The organism is Vibrio sp. 10N.222.54.A3, from assembly GCF_041474095.1.
GTDB classification, from domain to species: Bacteria; Pseudomonadota; Gammaproteobacteria; order Enterobacterales; family Vibrionaceae; genus Vibrio; species Vibrio crassostreae_C.
Genome location: NZ_JBFRTN010000031.1, coordinates 1 through 15,972 on the forward strand (window position 1 = coordinate 1; position 15,972 = coordinate 15,972).

The 15,972-nt window shown below is 45.1% G+C and carries 13 protein-coding genes; 5 read left to right on the forward strand and 8 right to left on the reverse strand.

Features of this window, described 5'->3' with window-relative positions; translation table 11 throughout:
* Positions 1-45: 45 nt before the first annotated feature.
* The 3 genes from AB4507_RS08725 to syd form a co-directional block, all read right to left on the reverse strand.
* Complete coding sequence (locus AB4507_RS08725) at positions 46-1,251, reverse strand: carbohydrate porin (protein ID WP_372182537.1); 1,206 nt, start codon at positions 1,249-1,251, stop codon at positions 46-48.
* Between the two features lie 402 nt (positions 1,252-1,653).
* Positions 1,654-2,430, reverse strand: a complete 777-nt coding sequence (locus tag AB4507_RS08730; RefSeq protein WP_017060766.1) for a Zn-ribbon-containing protein — start codon at positions 2,428-2,430, stop codon at positions 1,654-1,656.
* Between the two features lie 4 nt (positions 2,431-2,434).
* Complete coding sequence (gene syd / locus AB4507_RS08735) at positions 2,435-2,980, reverse strand: SecY-interacting protein (protein WP_017630799.1); 546 nt, start codon at positions 2,978-2,980, stop codon at positions 2,435-2,437.
* 131 nt (positions 2,981-3,111) lie between these two features.
* Here syd and queF point away from each other — a divergent pair, with 131 nt between their 5' ends.
* The 5 genes from queF to xni all read left to right on the forward strand — a co-directional run bounded on the left by queF (position 3,112) and on the right by xni (position 10,500).
* Positions 3,112-3,957, forward strand: coding sequence for an NADPH-dependent 7-cyano-7-deazaguanine reductase QueF (gene queF / locus AB4507_RS08740; RefSeq protein WP_017060768.1), 846 nt, complete (start codon positions 3,112-3,114; stop codon positions 3,955-3,957).
* 58 nt (positions 3,958-4,015) lie between these two features.
* Positions 4,016-6,274, forward strand: a complete 2,259-nt coding sequence (locus tag AB4507_RS08745) for a tetratricopeptide repeat protein (RefSeq protein WP_017071997.1) — start codon at positions 4,016-4,018, stop codon at positions 6,272-6,274.
* Between the two features lie 118 nt (positions 6,275-6,392).
* The gene (locus tag AB4507_RS08750) at positions 6,393-7,958 is read left to right on the forward strand and encodes a GGDEF domain-containing protein (RefSeq protein ID WP_081229491.1); all 1,566 of its coding nucleotides are present in this window, start codon (positions 6,393-6,395) and stop codon (positions 7,956-7,958) included.
* 243 nt (positions 7,959-8,201) lie between these two features.
* A complete protein-coding gene (gene ppnN, locus AB4507_RS08755; RefSeq protein WP_372182539.1) occupies positions 8,202-9,566 on the forward strand; it encodes a nucleotide 5'-monophosphate nucleosidase PpnN in 1,365 nt (454 codons plus the stop codon).
* A gap of 160 nt (positions 9,567-9,726) precedes the next feature.
* Positions 9,727-10,500 (forward strand): flap endonuclease Xni, encoded by a 774-nt coding sequence (gene xni / locus AB4507_RS08760; protein ID WP_146492074.1) that lies wholly within the window; start codon positions 9,727-9,729, stop codon positions 10,498-10,500.
* Positions 10,501-10,582: 82 nt separating this feature from the next.
* On the opposite strand, the gene rlmM is transcribed toward xni, so the two are convergent.
* The 5 genes from rlmM to thiI all read right to left on the reverse strand — a co-directional run bounded on the left by rlmM (position 10,583) and on the right by thiI (position 15,703).
* Entirely contained in the window at positions 10,583-11,674 is a 1,092-nt protein-coding gene (gene rlmM / locus AB4507_RS08765) for a 23S rRNA (cytidine(2498)-2'-O)-methyltransferase RlmM (protein WP_041472883.1), read from the reverse strand.
* Entirely contained in the window at positions 11,671-12,069 is a 399-nt protein-coding gene (locus AB4507_RS08770) for a DUF423 domain-containing protein (protein ID WP_017069500.1), read from the reverse strand. Before AB4507_RS08770 ends, rlmM begins: the two co-directional genes overlap by 4 nt.
* The gene (locus AB4507_RS08775; RefSeq protein WP_102319949.1) at positions 12,059-12,682 is read right to left on the reverse strand and encodes an alpha/beta fold hydrolase; all 624 of its coding nucleotides are present in this window, start codon (positions 12,680-12,682) and stop codon (positions 12,059-12,061) included. The genes AB4507_RS08770 and AB4507_RS08775 overlap by 11 nt, the downstream gene beginning before the upstream one ends.
* Positions 12,675-13,583 (reverse strand): transcriptional regulator GcvA, encoded by a 909-nt coding sequence (locus AB4507_RS08780; protein WP_012604639.1) that lies wholly within the window; start codon positions 13,581-13,583, stop codon positions 12,675-12,677. The genes AB4507_RS08775 and AB4507_RS08780 overlap by 8 nt, the downstream gene beginning before the upstream one ends.
* 671 nt (positions 13,584-14,254) lie before the next feature.
* Positions 14,255-15,703 (reverse strand): tRNA uracil 4-sulfurtransferase ThiI, encoded by a 1,449-nt coding sequence (thiI, locus tag AB4507_RS08785; RefSeq protein WP_372182541.1) that lies wholly within the window; start codon positions 15,701-15,703, stop codon positions 14,255-14,257.
* Positions 15,704-15,972: the final 269 nt, after the last annotated feature.

The following is a 15,972-nucleotide window of genomic DNA, read 5'->3' on the forward strand; positions in this document are numbered from 1 at the left end:
CGCGATGAACCTTTTTATTGGTTAGGATTTACCAGGAAGTTCGACTTACCACCAAGCTTCCACTTGCATACCAACACTCATTTCACTGTTTTTACCTTCACCGAAGGCATTGTCGTTTTCAGCATCATTCAAGTAAGTGGCGAAGATACGGAATTCAGGACGAGACCAGAAACCCACTTGTGGAACCCAAGCCTGAGCGATTGTGAATTTACCACCTGCCCCATCTTGGTTATCAATCGTTTCTACAAAACCACCAATTTCAAGGATGGTACGCATGCGCTTGTCCCACTTATAAAGCGGACGAATGACGGCACTGAAAGAGTCATCATCACTATTATTAGCACCCACACCGGTTGACGCGGCATAACGCACAGTGTGGCCAAACTCGATGTTCTCACCAATCGCAAGCACGCCCCAGTTAATCAAACGGAAGCCATCGGCGTCATTGTTGTTTGCATCACGAACGATGCCTTTACCCGTTCCAAAAGTCGTCATCTGCTCGGCATAACCAGAGTTAGCAACCTGTAGAATGGTTTTGTTGAAGCCGCCAGATAGGTTTTGATTCAAGCTCGCCGTTAGCATTACGCTGTCATCCGCATCGACCGTTTGACCTTGCTTTTCATTGGCAAAGTTCATATCAATACCAACCTCAAGATCCGCATTGTTCCACAATGGAATACCCGCATAACGTATATCAGCAATCATGGCTGTGGTTTCTTTGCCATCAAACACATCGCCTGTCACTGTATCTTGAATCAAAGCCACCGATAATTTACCTGGGCCCATATTGATGTGTTCAACACCTGCACCAATACCGCTCACATCCCAGTAGTAGTTATCAACGATGTGTACATCATGACGTTGGTAGTAGCGCTCAACCGCCCAAATGCCAATGTCCTTATCTTCAAAAAGCCCTACAGCTTGAACATTGAGCTGAACTACATCCACGCTTTTATCCGCCGCGTTCTCATCTTGGCCTTGCCAGTACGACAACATGGAATCAACTAAAAATGAAACGTCGTCCTCAGCATACACTTCTTTTCTAAAACCAAACTCGCCATACAGGTCATTTTCGTTGCCGAGTCGTCCAACTTTACTCACCTCCCATTTACTATTTGAACCGCCTTCATTACTCAGGCCAACGCCGCCGCGCATGTAGCCATTAAACTCCAACGGCGTGGTTTCATCAGCGTATAAATTAGGTGCAAGTAAAGCAGTAGAGAGTGCAGCAGCAATAGGTAACAGTTTCATCGTCCATTCCTTTAAGATCTAGAATTACGTTACTTCTATAAATGGGAACATTCCCATGGGATCGATCCCATTTATATTAGGAGGAATATAAATTGAAAGGGAACTGATTGATTACTGTGATCCAGTTAACTATTGAAATGATCAAAAGTTGATGGGTGTGGAATTATTTTGGTGAATACATGAGAGCTACAGAGAGAGACATACAGCACAAAATGTGTGCATTTAAGAGCTAAATAGGTTCGACAATATTGGCAAAACCCAATACTGATTAATACTCAATATGGAGGCTAAAGAAAGAGAAAGAGAAACAGATGAGAAGCTAACAGGGAGAAAACAAAGGCATAAGTATCGAAGTATTGATCAACACTTCGATACCTTGAATCGATAATTAAGCTTTACGGATTACTTAAGATGATCCCAAGAGATGTTTGACACCAATCGGCAGTCATCACACTTGAAATAGAAAATATCGTGGATAGGCGCATCTAGCAGCCATTCACCACCGCATTGCGGGCATTTGCGCTCTTTTTCATCTTTCAGGCTGATCCCACCGACACGGTATAAGTAGTAGTAGGTTGGAACCTTAGTCAGATACTCAATGCGCCCTCTTAGACCCCAACCGCGTTTAAACAGCACACTCTTCGTGTCACTGATCTCGGTTAGCGTTGCATGTTCCGCGCGACAACCACCACCCATTTGTACTTCATCACAGGCTTGCCATTCGGTCTGCCATTTCAACACGGCTTTATGGTCGCCATTGAAGGTAGGTGGATTGCGATACAAAGGGATTGGTAGCAAGCTATCGCCACTACGCAGCGGTGAACAGGTGTGCACGAATGTCGTGTATAACACCTGCCAGCTTGGTGTTTCATCTTCTGCCACTTCTTCTGAGTTCAGATCTCGACCTAGCAAACGCATTTTAGGCGCTAGTAGGCTCGCGTTAGACAAGCGATCAAAACACACTTTCACAAAGTCTGAGTGATTACGCGGGTGCAAGCTATCTTGCTCCGGGCACACAACGCGAACATAGAATTCACCATCGCCCATCACGATTGGGAACTCACGACCTAACACTTGTCCGTTATAACGAAGTGCATCCATTAAGCCATTAACCGCCTTGTCGACAGCGCTTACCGTTGTGTTATCAAAACACTCAAATTGAAGTTCTAGTACGTACATCTATTTATACCGCTGGTTGTAGCTTTTCTAAAAATTCTGCCAATGTCTCGGCGAGCACATCACGATTTTTGGTACCTAAGCGCTCCAAAATCACGTTACCCGTTAGGTTACAGATAGAGATAACATCCAGCTCAGCATCGGTCGCGGCAATGAAAACCGTTGGTTTTAGCTTCAAGCGACGCTGAGTTACTAGGTGACCCAAAATGTTTTCTTGTAGGCATTCGAAGTCTTCATCACTCCAAATCTGTAATAGAGTCAGTTCATTGCCGTCGAAGGTCGCGTTCATGTCTGCGCTGTATTGCGCACCGTAGAAGGTTTTGATGTCTTCGTGCAGCGTTAATTCAATGCCAGTTTCAACGTTGGTGAAATCCGCGAATTGCTCACGTGGATAGTGCTTCCATAACACGGCATCGCCGCTCTTTTCTTCTACACATGGCGATACCACGTCCACCAACTCCTCATTGCGAGGTAAGCTTTGGTGTTGCTGTTGCCACGCGTCAACGTATCGCTGACTAAAAGAAAGTAGTGCGTCTTGAGCACGTTGAGTCATGAAAATCTCCTAAACACAAAATAATAAATAGAATCCGAGCCCTTTCCGCGCCGATTAAGCGATGACTTAATGACAGGGTAAGGGGGATTCAGTAAAATCGACCCCATTCTAATCGAATTTGAAACCAAAGTATGAGCAAATATTCTGACGCAAAAGAGCTAGCGGGTTTAACCCTTGGCCAAAAAACTGAGTACTCTAACCAATACGATGCAAGTTTATTGCAACCAGTGCCTCGTAGCCTTAATCGCGATGATCTTGCGCTAAACGGCGAGCTGCCTTTTGTTGGTCATGATATTTGGACGATGTACGAGCTTTCGTGGCTAAACACCAATGGTCTACCACAAGTGGCTGTCGGTGAAGTTTTCATCCCAGCAACCAGCCCAAATTTAATTGAATCAAAATCTTTCAAGCTGTACCTGAACAGCTACAACCAGACTCAATTTGAAAACTGGGATCAAGTAACCGAGCGCCTGACCCAAGACTTGTCGGCATGTGCAGGCGAAACGGTGATTGTGAATGTAAACTCAGTAACCGACTACACTAACCAACCTATCGTGACGATGGAAGGTGACTGTATCGACAACCAAGACATCCAAATCACTAGCTACGACTTTGAAGCGTCGCTGCTTGAAGGCGCTGCTGGCGAACAAGACGTTGAAGAAACACTGCACAGCCACCTATTGAAGTCGAACTGTTTGATCACCAATCAACCGGATTGGGGCAGCGTTGAGATCGCATATTCTGGTAAGCAAATTGACCGTGAAGCTCTGCTACGCTATTTAGTTTCTTTCCGTGAGCACAATGAATTCCACGAACAATGTGTTGAGCGTATCTTCACTGACATCATGAAATACTGTGCACCTTCGAAGCTAACTGTGTTCGCACGTTACACACGTCGTGGTGGTCTGGATATCAACCCATACCGTTCAACAGAGCAAGATAGACCAAGCCACAATAAGCGTATGGCTCGCCAATAATCAGGCGAGAACCACCCACACTTATTTGAACCTACCAAATCTTTAAAGGGACATTGAAATGCGTTGGTTATACGTTGTTAGTCTATTTATTTTAAGCTTAAGCACATCGGTCAATGCGTCGGTTTATTCGTCGGCGCTACTCAATGAAGCCAATAATTTGGTTGAGATCGAGCCGAGCCAAGCAAAACAAATGGCCAACAGCTACCTAACGCTGCGTGTCCTTTCTGATCAACGCGAGAAAAGCCCTTCAGCTATTTCTCGCGAAGAGACAGACTCCTCGATTCGAACACCAAACAGCAGTATCGATGCGTATAAGATCTTAGCCAAAGCGGAATACAACCTTGGCAATATGCGTATTGCGATTCAGCACATCGACAAAGCCTCCGAGCTAGCGCAAACCTATAAGCTTGATTACCTAAAAATAGATCTTCAGATCCTAAAAGTTCGCTTACTTTGGCTGAGTGATAGAAAATCAGCCAAAGCAAAATCAGAGCTCACTAACATTGAAACAAATCTAGAGTCGGTGAATAAAACCTTACGCTTAACGGAAGGCATTACCTATCGCTTGATCATGTTGAAAGCCGACATCGCCTCTTACGACAACAAGATCGATGAAGCCGAAAAGTTCTATCAAGAAGCCAAAACCTATCTCGATCAACGTTACTCTGAAAAAGTCACCATCGACTACCATATCTCCGTCGGCGAGTTTTATCTGACTCACAAAGAGTACAACCACGCGTTATCCGAGTTGTTGTATGGCTACTGGAAATCAGTAGAGGGCAATCTAAGTTCACGTTTGGCCAAGGTCAACCGCCTACTTGCGCAGCTTTTCTTTGAGCGCCAAGTGTTGGATAAAGCGTTAGAACACCTATCTCAAGCCGCTGATTTCTATGACAACTTTGAAAACTCGCCTGTCTTAGCACAAGTGCTTAAGAAAATGGGGGATGTGTACTTCTATCAAGGGAAATATAACCTTGCCTTGGTACACTTCTTCAACGTTCTTGATCACGAAAGCACTGACCGAGATATCCACCAAGTCATTGATATCCGACTAAGTCTATCGGCGACCTACTTACGCCTTTATAACTACCCTCTAGCAGAACAGTACCTAACCCGTGCCCTTGAGCTGCTGGAATATACCGACATTCCAAAGCTGGAAGGCCGTGCTGCACTGTTATCTGCAGGGTTAGCGTATCACCTACAAGAAAGCGAAGACGTCATAAAGCATGCGACACGTGCACTTGAGATCTCACGCCAGATAGAGAACATGCGCCTTTCACAACGCTCGTACTACTTACTTTCTTTGGGTTATGAACAGGCAGGTCGTCCACAGCAAGCATTGGCAAACCTCAAGCAATACAACAGCCTTGTCTCTCTAGAGCAGCAAAAACTCAACCGTGTTGGCGAAGACGCGTTCCGTCAACAGAAAGAATTTGCCGAACAAACCCTGCACTACGCAGGCCAAGCGCAAGAGCTAGAGCAATACAAACTGGAGCATCGTAAGTTCCAAAAAATATCGTTCGCCCTATTCCTGTTCAGCATTGTCTTGTTCTTCTTTGTTCTGCGCCGTGGCTATCTCATTCAAACCTTAGCCAAAGAAGTGGACTCACTGCGCACCGACCTATTTACGCACTCACGTTCAAAGCTTCCGAACTTAAGAATGCTCAATGCGAAGCTCTCTAACTCGCTGGAACAAACCAGCCAGACCTTCGAACAGTGGCAACTTGGCGAATTGATTCATGAGCCACTCAACGACCGCTTACGCTTCGTGATGATTGATTTACCGTTCTTACGCAATATGTACACGCAGAACGGTTACAAAGCCGGTCTAGAACTGGAAGACGCTTTCGGTGAATTCCTAAAATCTAAGCTTGAAGGCCCAGCTCGTGTCTACCACTTCTCGGATGCGAACCTGCTTTATATCGAGCCAAACGCGGACCGTGATTTGTCGCCTGAGGACATGTTCAGAAAGATTCAGTCTTGGGTGAATGACTTCGAAACAGAGCGAAACATCAACCGAACGGTCCGTATGGGCATCGCTGACTACCCATTCTTGCCACGTGCTTACACCGCAATTAACGATCAAGAGCTGCTCGACGTATTGTTGATGTCGACCAATCTCGCCCGTGAGATCAGTCTCAAAGAGCGCAGTAGCCAATGGGTCTATCTAAAAGCTATCGATAATGCACCAGCAGCGAGCCTTGCAACTGGTAACATAAGAGAAGCGTGTAAACATGCGATTAATCAAGGGTTAATAAAAATACAATCCTCGTACCAGAATGAGGACAACATCAAAAAAATGCTAAAAGATGACTGATTTGCGAGCGGTTAAGAGCAGCAAGTCGTGACCTTATTTTTAGTTTTGTTATTATCGATGTAACGGAATTTCATCAAAATGATCGAGATCGGTCTACGCGGCGCTAATAAATACATCTATGGGCATTCTTGAAAAAGACATTCAGGCGCAACTCCACCAGCTGAAATCTCAGTTGGAGCAGGTCCGTTTGACGCAAAGAGACACCTCGTTCAAGTTTATTAGAGAACAGAAAGTTCTAAAGCGTATCGTCACGTCTTTAAGTGATGCATGTGTTGGTAGTAACAGCCATTTAGATGAAAACCTCATTGCCCTTAGGGAAGAGCTAGAAAAGCAAAAAGACATTAGCTCAATGATCCCAAAACTGGCAGTATTAGAAAGGATGCTTAAGCAGAAAACGTTGGCTATGGATAAACAGAACGGGTATCTGGACGATAGCATTAAGCACAGTGGGGAAACGCTGCAGCGCATAACTGGCCTTCCAGCACAGCTCAAACGCGACCTACGAAACTTACTTAGCTTCTCCGAATGCAATGGCAGTCAGAAAGTCGACCACGCCATGAAACTTCTCGGTATTTATGAGCGTGCCATAAAGATTATGGCGAATAACTCACGCACCCATTTTGCTGACGCTGCGCACTCTCCGGAACAAGAGCTCCTTTCCGACCTATCAAACGAACTACAACATCTGATCACTGAACTCGACTTCGAGGGTGAATCGGGTGATCTGCTTACCGATATTCGAGCGAAGCTGCTGCTTGGTGTTTCCACACAAAACCTACTTGAGCTAACACTTCAGATCCTCAAACTGGTTATTGAAGGCACCAACCTAGAACGTAAGAAGTCTGAACAATTCATCGATCAGCTTAATTCTTCTTTAGCGTCCAGCATCAAAACGGCAGACCAAAATGCCGACCAGAGCCAGAGCTACTTTGAGCACCGACAAGGTCTAAACTCTGAGTTAAATGAACTAGTCACTAGAAGCCAAAGCTCGGTAGATAAAGCGAAAGATATTGATAGTTTAAAGCTGTCGATTAATCCGCTACTCAGTGAAATCGCCTCTCTTTCGGAAAGGCTGAACCACGCAGAGCAAAAAGAACAAGCTCTGATAGAGAGAATGAGTTACGGAAAGACTCAGTTAGATTCACTCTATGAAGTGACGCAAGATTACCGTAAGCGCTTGGAAGATCAGGCTCAGCGTATGCTGCTTGATCCTCTAACCAAGGTTTACAATCGCACTGCCTTTACTGATCGCTTAGAGCTTGAGTATCGCCGCTGGATCCGCGCACAACACTCACTGCGCGTAGTACTTCTGGACATCGACAACTTCAAAGCCATTAACGATAGCTTTGGTTATACCGCCGGCGATAAAGCGCTTAAGATCATCGCAAGAACCATCACCAAAGAAGCAGGCACGACCGATACTGTGGCGCGTTTTTCAGGTGAAGAATTTGTCTTACTATTGCCAGAGCAAACCGATGAATATTGTCACCAAGTGATTCAAAACATTCAAACTCAAGTAAGCCGCTTACCCTTTAAGTTCCGTGACCAACAAATCACGATTACTTTATGCGCGGCAAGTACTCAGTTTAAAGAGTCAGATACACCTGAAGAAGTGTTAGAGCGACTCAATACAACACTAAATAAAGCAAAACAACGCGGTAATAACCAACTTGTTTGGCACTAGGCCAGCCCTAGATTTAATTTATTTCATTTTTTCAAATACTTATCACATACCATTTCCCTCAATGTTTGCTAAGCTAATGATTAACATTCGCTTAACAAGCATTCTTGGCAAGCAACGCTGTCGTATCCGTTTCGTCTGGTTAACTCTCCCCCACCTTTAACCAAACACTTTCAACGTTTGCTTCTCACTCTCGAGCCAGAGGGTCACTTCAACGTCCTCTGCTCTTTTCAACAAGGAGGCACTATGATCACTCATATCAGCCCTGCCGGTAGCATGGATTTACTCTCTCAACTTGAGGTTGAGCGTCTTAAGAAAACCGCGTCTAGTGATCTGTACCAACTGTATCGCAACTGTACGTTAGCGGTCCTGAACTCGGGTAGCCATACCGACAACTCCAAAGAGTTGCTCGACAAATATCTGTCGTTCGATGTCGAAGTCGTTCGCCGTGAGCGTGGTATTAAGCTCGAACTAAGCAACCCACCAGAGCATGCCTTTGTCGATGGTGAAATCATCAAGGGTATTCAAGAGCACCTATTTTCAGTGCTGCGTGACATTGTTTACGTCAACATGCACTTAGCCGATAACCAAAGGCTCAACCTGACTAATGCCACTCACATTACTAACCTTGTGTTTGGTATCTTGAGAAATGCAGGTGCGTTGACGCCAGGCATCGAGCCTAACCTGATTGTATGTTGGGGTGGTCACTCTATTAATGCCAGCGAATACCAATACACTCGTGAAGTCGGTAATGAGCTCGGCCTCCGTGAACTGAATATCTGTACCGGTTGTGGACCGGGTGCAATGGAAGGCCCAATGAAAGGGGCTGCCATTGGTCACGCGAAGCAGCGTTACACCGATCATCGTTATCTTGGGCTTACCGAGCCTTCGATCATTGCGGCTGAGCCACCAAACCCAATCGTCAACGAACTGGTGATCATGCCAGATATTGAGAAGCGTCTTGAGGCGTTTGTTCGTATGGCACATGGCATCATCATTTTCCCAGGCGGCCCCGGCACGGCCGAAGAGCTGCTGTACATCTTAGGGATCATGATGCACCCGAATAACGCCGAACAGCCAATGCCGATTGTGTTAACGGGCTCGAAAGAGAGTGAGGCTTACTTCCGCTCAATCGATAAGTTCATTGGGGAAACTCTAGGGCCTGATGCTCAGAAACATTACGAGATCGTGATTGATGACCCAGCACGCGCTGCGAAAATCATGAAACAAGCGATGCCAGATGTGCGTTCTCACCGTAAAGAGACCGGTGATGCCTACAGCTACAACTGGTCACTGCATATTGAGCCTGAGTTCCAACTGCCATTCGACCCAACACACGAATCTATGGCGGCGCTTGATCTTCATATGGACCAAAAAACAGAAAGCCTAGCCGCTAATTTACGTAAAGCGTTCTCAGGCATTGTGGCTGGTAACGTCAAAGCAGAGGGTATTCTGGAGATCGAGAAGCACGGCCCATTCCTAATTGATGGCGACAAAGAGCTAATGACCAAAATGGACCAACTGCTAAACGATTTTGTTGAGCAACATCGAATGAAGCTACCGGGCGGTACGGACTACGTGCCTTGCTATAAAATCGCACCAAACGATTAAGCACACTCATTAACGAGTAACTAAGTGAGTGATAACCAATTGGCAGACATAAAGTTAATCAGGTTATGACGTTTACGTCGCTAACGTTTCAACTCACCAAGTGATACGTTACTATAAGGGGCTAACAGCCCCTTTTTTATTGCCTATTTAGTGGAAACTTATGTCTATCCATCTTGTTATTATCGATGCCTTAAACCTCATCCGACGCGTGCACTCTGTTCAGCCGGACCCAACCGATATAGCAAGAACTATCACCACCACTACTCGCACTCTCAATAAGATTCTGACTGAATCAAAGCCAACCCACATCATCGCGGTTTTTGATCATCACTTACAAGACCGAGGATGGCGCGCTGAAGTACTACCAGCTTATAAACAGAACCGTAAGCCAATGCCAGAACCATTGATGAAAGGCCTTGATGCTATCCAACAGGCTTGGTGGGAGTTAGGCATTGATTCACTGCTGTCTGATGGCGATGAAGCAGATGATCTAGTCGCAACACTGGCCAAGAAAGTGGCAGACCACGGAGAAACCGTCACCATCATCTCGACAGACAAAGGGTATTGCCAACTGCTATCACCCACTCTGCAGATCCGAGATTACTTCCAACACCGCTGGCTAGACAAACCCTTTATCGAAGCTGAGTTTGGCGTTAAACCTGAGCAGCTTGCAGATTACTGGGGCTTAACCGGTGTGAGCTCTAGCCAAGTACCGGGGATTCCAGGTATAGGACCAAAAGCTGCAAAAGAAATCTTAACCACTTACCCGGATATCGAAGCGGCCTTTCAGGCGGAAGACTTACCGAAGAAATATCGTAAGAAGTTTGATGAACACATTGAATCAGCACGTGTGTGTAAGCAAGTCTCTGCACTCAAAACCGATATTGACCTTGGATTCAACCTGCAAGACATTCGTTACGAAGCGAAAGTTTAACTCGCTGTGACTCGACGATATTGATACAAAAAATGCCCCTTAAAGGAGCATTTTCTTTATCACTGACACACTAATGTAAATATTAGTACGGTGAGATATTCGAAAGCGACTGAATATGTACCGTGATTTCTTCGCGATCGTGGTAAAGGTGCTTCGCCTGCATCTTGAATTTAACTTTGTTATCAATCAGGAACTGTTTCAGGTTCTCGATATCCTGCAGTACTTCATCGTAACGGCCTTTCATTGGCAGTTTAAGGTTGAACAATGCTTCTTTCGCCCAGCCTTTGATGATCCACTCCCCCATTAAGTGAGCAACACGAGCTGGCTTCTCAACCATGTCACAGATAATCCAAGTCACGTTCTTACGGTCAGGTTCGAATTTAAAGCCATCCACCATATGGTGCTTGATTTGACCTGTTTCCATTAGGCTGTCTGCCATCATGCCGTTATCAACACAGTGAACGAACATCGAGCGCTTAACCAATTGGTAAGTCCAACCACCTGGACATGCACCTAAATCAACACCCCACATACCTGGAGCCAAACGCTCGTCCCACTCATCACGAGGGATGAATACGTGGAATGCTTCTTCTAGCTTCAATGTAGAACGGCTTGGCGCATCTGATGGGAACTTCAGACGAGGGATACCCATAAAGAACTGGGAGTTGTTCGTTGGGTAAGAGTAACCAACAAAACAGTGGCCCGGAGCGATGAAGCATAAATGAAGCACAGGCTTCTTAGCGTTATCTTTCGCTGTCATCAGGCCTTTACCACGCATCGCTTGACGCATCGGCACGGTAAATTTACGGCAGAACTTCAAAAGCTCTTTTGCTTCGTTAGTATCTGGCGTTTCAATACGGATATCACCACAACGAGGGAAACCTTCTTTCTCAGAAAGCGCCTCAAGAATTGGAGAAATACGGTCATCGGTTGGCAGGTCTTTAATTTCAACAGCCACTGCCAACATTTGACGAGCAAAGATCAGTGATTGGAAATCGATCTCTTTGATCAACTTGTCCGCTTCACCTGCTTGGTAACATTCAAACAATACAAAACCTGTATTGTTCTTTAGGCGAGGAAAACCAAACACTTCCAGTTGTGTTGCCTTGTCTTGAATTTCGCCAGCACATTCTTTTTCAAAACCAGAGCGACAATAAAGTAGTACGTGTTTCACTGAGTTACCTCTTTTATATTCAAAGCAGCGAAGGAGAAGACTCCCCAACCAATGATAAATAGTAGACCACCAAACGGTGTTATAGGGCCAAACCATTTTATTCCTGTCAGTGCTAAGCCATAAAGGCTGCCACTAAAACAAAGGATGCCGATGATAAAGCAAATTGCCGCAATGAAAAAATATTTTTGTGATTTAGCACCAAGTTTCATCTGTAGCAGAGCACCACACGCCAATATTGCTAGTGTATGGATAAACTGGTACTGAACACCTGTCTCAAACACGCCTAGCAGATACTCTGGCAAGACAGCTTTTAACCCGTGAGCGGCGAAGGCACCTAGCATTACGGCTATTGCGCCAGAGATACCTGCAAAAGTGAGTAAATACTTACTTCTCATTGAGTACCTCTTTGATAAACGCTGATAACTTCTCAACGGTTAACGCAATATTCTGCTGCTCGGTGTAACCAGAACTCTTACGAGGTTTAAAGCTGTGGTCGCCATCGGGAATAAATTCAACACGAATAGAATCAGACAGATCAAAATCAGCAAACTCTTCACGCTTACCAAAGGTATCGCGCTCACCTTGTAAAATGAGGCATGGCTTTGCTAACTCAGCCAGATGCTCACCTTTGTATTTCTCGGGTTTACCTGGTGGGTGGAAAGGAAAGCCTAAACACGCCATTGCGGCCACCTTATCAAGTTCAGACAAATGGCTCGCCATACGCCCTCCCATCGACTTACCACCAATCACAAGCTTATCGGCATCAACCTGCTCAATAATCTCTTGATAGGCTTCAAGTAGCTTAGGCGCTCTGTCAGGTGGACGACGCTTACCATCTTCAGCACGTTTAATCATGTAAGGGAAGTTGAAACGAATCACTCGTATCCCTTTAAAGGCTAACCCTTTGGCTACCGACTGCATGAACTCATGCTCCATGCCTGCGCCAGCACCATGGGCAAAGATAAAGGTGATGGGATTGTCTTCACCATCAATGATGACGTTATTCATCGAGTAAGTCCTCTTGTTCACTTTGCGCTTTCGCTAGCATCCAGTCGCGGAAGGTAGCAATACGACCCATGTCGGCTTGTTTCTCATGACAAACCACATAGAAGGCGTTCTTACTCACCAACACTTCATCAAAAGGCGCAATCAAACGACCCGCTTCGATTTCAGGCTGCGCCAACACGTTGTTACCCAGAGCAATGCCCTGGCCGTGAGCCGCTGCCTGCAGCACCATGGTTGAGTGACTGAAGATAGGGCCGTGATTAACGTTTACCCCATCGATGCCATTTTGCTTAGCGAACTGTTTCCAATCCTTTCGAGAAGTATCATGCAATAGCGTATGACATGCTAAATCACTGAGAGATTCTAATGGTTTTACTCCTAGCAGCACGGAAGGTGAGCAAAGAGGGATCAAGTATTCTTGGTAAAGCTTATCGGCTCTAAGCCCCGACCAATTACCTCGGCCATAATAGATAGCGACGTCTACATCATCGGTTAGCGAGCCTTCATCCATATCAACGGCTTTGATTCTTACATCAATATCAGGCTCTTGCTGATTAAAGTCAGCGAGCCTTGGTACCAACCATTGAATAGCAAAACTCGGCGGTAAACTGATGGTCAATGCGCCCTTCTCACTTCGCTCCAGCACTTTGTCTGTCGCTTCTGCTAGTGATGTGAAAATATCTTTGATATCTAAGAAGTAGCTTTGACCTTCTTCAGTTAGCAGCAAAGAGCGGTTTCTTCGGCGAAACAGCTTCAAAGATAAGAATTCTTCAAGCGCTTTGATCTGATGACTGACTGCCGCTTGAGTAACAAACAACTCTTCTGCAGCACGCGTAAAACTCAAGTGTCGAGCTGCAGCTTCAAACACTCTTAGCGAGTTTAATGGGGGTAATCGACGAGACATAGTTACTCTCTAAATAAGCATTAGTTTTTTTTATCTGAAACATTATAATTTGTCCATTGCCTAGCAGCCAGAGAAATTCTATATTTCATCCCGCAGCAGCTAGCCTGAACGGCTTGATTCTCTCTAGAATCAATTGGCTTAGCTCCTGCGATGTTGTGTTTGCAAACTCGTTCTTTTCGAGTTGGGTAGAGTTCTACCAAATGTTTTGTTGCAGTTTATACTGAAACGAGGCATGTACTTCCTGTATTTATTTTGACCTGTCTGTCAAATTTGTTTACACCGCCTTATGGGCGGTGTTTTTTTATGTGCAAAGAAATGTAACAACAAGTTTATCAATAGCTGTGCTAATTAATCTTTATTATTTTTCATCGCCAATCACAGAATCAGACACCCACTCAAATAATCAACTGAACACATACAAATAGCACCATTGAGTTGCACTAAAAAGTAACAGAATACTTCAAGATACTCACACTTCTTCGGTACTTATAAACCCGTTTAGAACACACTCTTTCTATCAATCAAAAATTTCAAAGCTGAGCATGACGATAGCACGCCCAAACTCACGCCTCTGTCTGACTACTGTAAATCATTCACAATAGAAAATAAAAAAGCCGCTTACTTTTCAGTAAGCGGCTTTGCAAAATGATTAACGGTTGGTCAATACACCACTACGGGCGGTAAACCTTAACGTTATGGAAGCCTTGCTCTTGTAGGTAAAGCGCCTGTAGACGGCTCATTACACCACGGTCACAGTACAGCAAGTACTCTTTCGCTTGGTCTAGGTCGCCAAACTGAGTCGAAAGCTTGAAGAATGGGATGTGTTTAATTTCAACACCCTCAATCTCTAGTGGGCTTTCGTCTTCTTCTTCTGGGCTACGGATATCAAGAACGATAGCGTGCTCAGCAACAGCTTGAACTTGTTCAACTTCAGGCGCTTGCTCTTGGCTCTCTTTCTCGATGTCACGGATATCCATAACACGAGCGTTCTCGATCACTTGATCCAGCACTTCAAAGTTAAACTTAGCTTCTTCTGCTTCCAGTTTGCCTTTCTTCGCTTTCACTGTTGGCTTCTTAGAAATAACACCACAGTACTCAGGCATTACCTTAGCGAAGTCTTCAGTACCGATGATACGAGAAAGGTCGATGATGTCTTCTTTATCCCAGTTGATAAGCGGACGAAGAATCAAAGTATCTGTCACGTTGTCGATGTGACGCAGGTTAGTTAGCGTTTGGCTTGATACCTGACCTAGTGCTTCACCAGTAACCAACGCTTCGATCTTGAACTTGTCTGCAACCATACCACCAGCACGCATGAACATACGCTTAAGAACAACGCCCATTTGGCCGTCTTCTACGTTCTCAAGGATTTCAGCAACCACAGGTTCAAAGTCTACAGAAATGAACTTCACCTTTGCAGATGAGCCGTATTTATTCCATAGGTAGTGAGCCACTTGTTTAACACCAATCTCGTGCGCTGGGCCACCAAGGTTGAAGAAACAGTAGTGAACCTTAGAGCCGCGTTTGATGTGCAGGTAGCTTGAAACACCAGAATCAAAGCCGCCAGAGATCAAGCTCAGTAGATCTTCTTGGGTACCAAGAGGGAAACCACCTAGGCCTTTGTGACGAGCTAGAACTTGGTTTAGCTTGTCGTTAGCCACTTCAACCTTAACGGTTACCTCAGGGTTCTTAAGTCGAACTTTAGCTGACTCAACTGCTTGGTTTAGGCCGCCGCCTACGTAGCGTTCAAGTTCAATAGAGGTAAAGTCATGCTTACCACGACGCTTAGCTCGAACAGAGAAAGTCTTGCCTTCAATGTCAGCACGGCTGCGTTCTAGTACTTGCTCGTAAATATCGTGCAAGTCTTTAAACTCAGACTGTTGAACTTCAAGAGAGTGGTGAATACCTGGAGTGTGAGTCAGAGCCTCTAACACTTCTGCGTAGTACTGGTCACTCTCAGACGTCACTTCGATATGATCGCGACGGTTGAATACCGCAACACTTTCACAGCGACGTTGAATAACGTTACGAATGTTGCACTCTAGAATCCTTGTGAAGCGCTTACGCACCGATTCACTTTTTACAAAAATTTCCGGATGGGGCTTAACAATAAATTTCATAGTACTTTCACAACATTAATGTTCAAAATTTTGAGAACGCTCATCGCCAAGTAAATTAGAGAATTTACACAGCACTTGAAGCAAGAATAGATCATATCTAAATCTAAGGGCGCGAATTATACATGAGAAAGTGAAGCAAGGAAAAGAGTGCTTGCTGTAACACCATCATTAAACCGCTTGTTATTAACAGTAGCAGGTTTCGAAACGACATAAACGCCGCAGAGAGAACCATTGAAGACCAGCAAACAAAAAGGTTCATCGCGGATTAG

Coding starts and splice junctions, on each gene's coding strand:
- ppnN (WP_372182539.1), top strand. CDS start 8,202: ATGATCACTCATATCAGCCCTGCCGGTAGCATGGATTTACTCTCTCAA.
- xni (WP_146492074.1), top strand. CDS start 9,727: ATGTCTATCCATCTTGTTATTATCGATGCCTTAAACCTCATCCGACGC.
- AB4507_RS08745 (WP_017071997.1), top strand. CDS start 4,016: ATGCGTTGGTTATACGTTGTTAGTCTATTTATTTTAAGCTTAAGCACA.
- AB4507_RS08725 (WP_372182537.1), bottom strand. CDS start 1,251: ATGAAACTGTTACCTATTGCTGCTGCACTCTCTACTGCTTTACTTGCA.
- AB4507_RS08770 (WP_017069500.1), bottom strand. CDS start 12,069: ATGAGAAGTAAGTATTTACTCACTTTTGCAGGTATCTCTGGCGCAATA.
- AB4507_RS08730 (WP_017060766.1), bottom strand. CDS start 2,430: ATGTACGTACTAGAACTTCAATTTGAGTGTTTTGATAACACAACGGTA.
- AB4507_RS08780 (WP_012604639.1), bottom strand. CDS start 13,583: ATGTCTCGTCGATTACCCCCATTAAACTCGCTAAGAGTGTTTGAAGCT.
- AB4507_RS08750 (WP_081229491.1), top strand. CDS start 6,393: ATGGGCATTCTTGAAAAAGACATTCAGGCGCAACTCCACCAGCTGAAA.
- AB4507_RS08775 (WP_102319949.1), bottom strand. CDS start 12,682: ATGAATAACGTCATCATTGATGGTGAAGACAATCCCATCACCTTTATC.
- queF (WP_017060768.1), top strand. CDS start 3,112: ATGAGCAAATATTCTGACGCAAAAGAGCTAGCGGGTTTAACCCTTGGC.
- syd (WP_017630799.1), bottom strand. CDS start 2,980: ATGACTCAACGTGCTCAAGACGCACTACTTTCTTTTAGTCAGCGATAC.
- thiI (WP_372182541.1), bottom strand. CDS start 15,703: ATGAAATTTATTGTTAAGCCCCATCCGGAAATTTTTGTAAAAAGTGAA.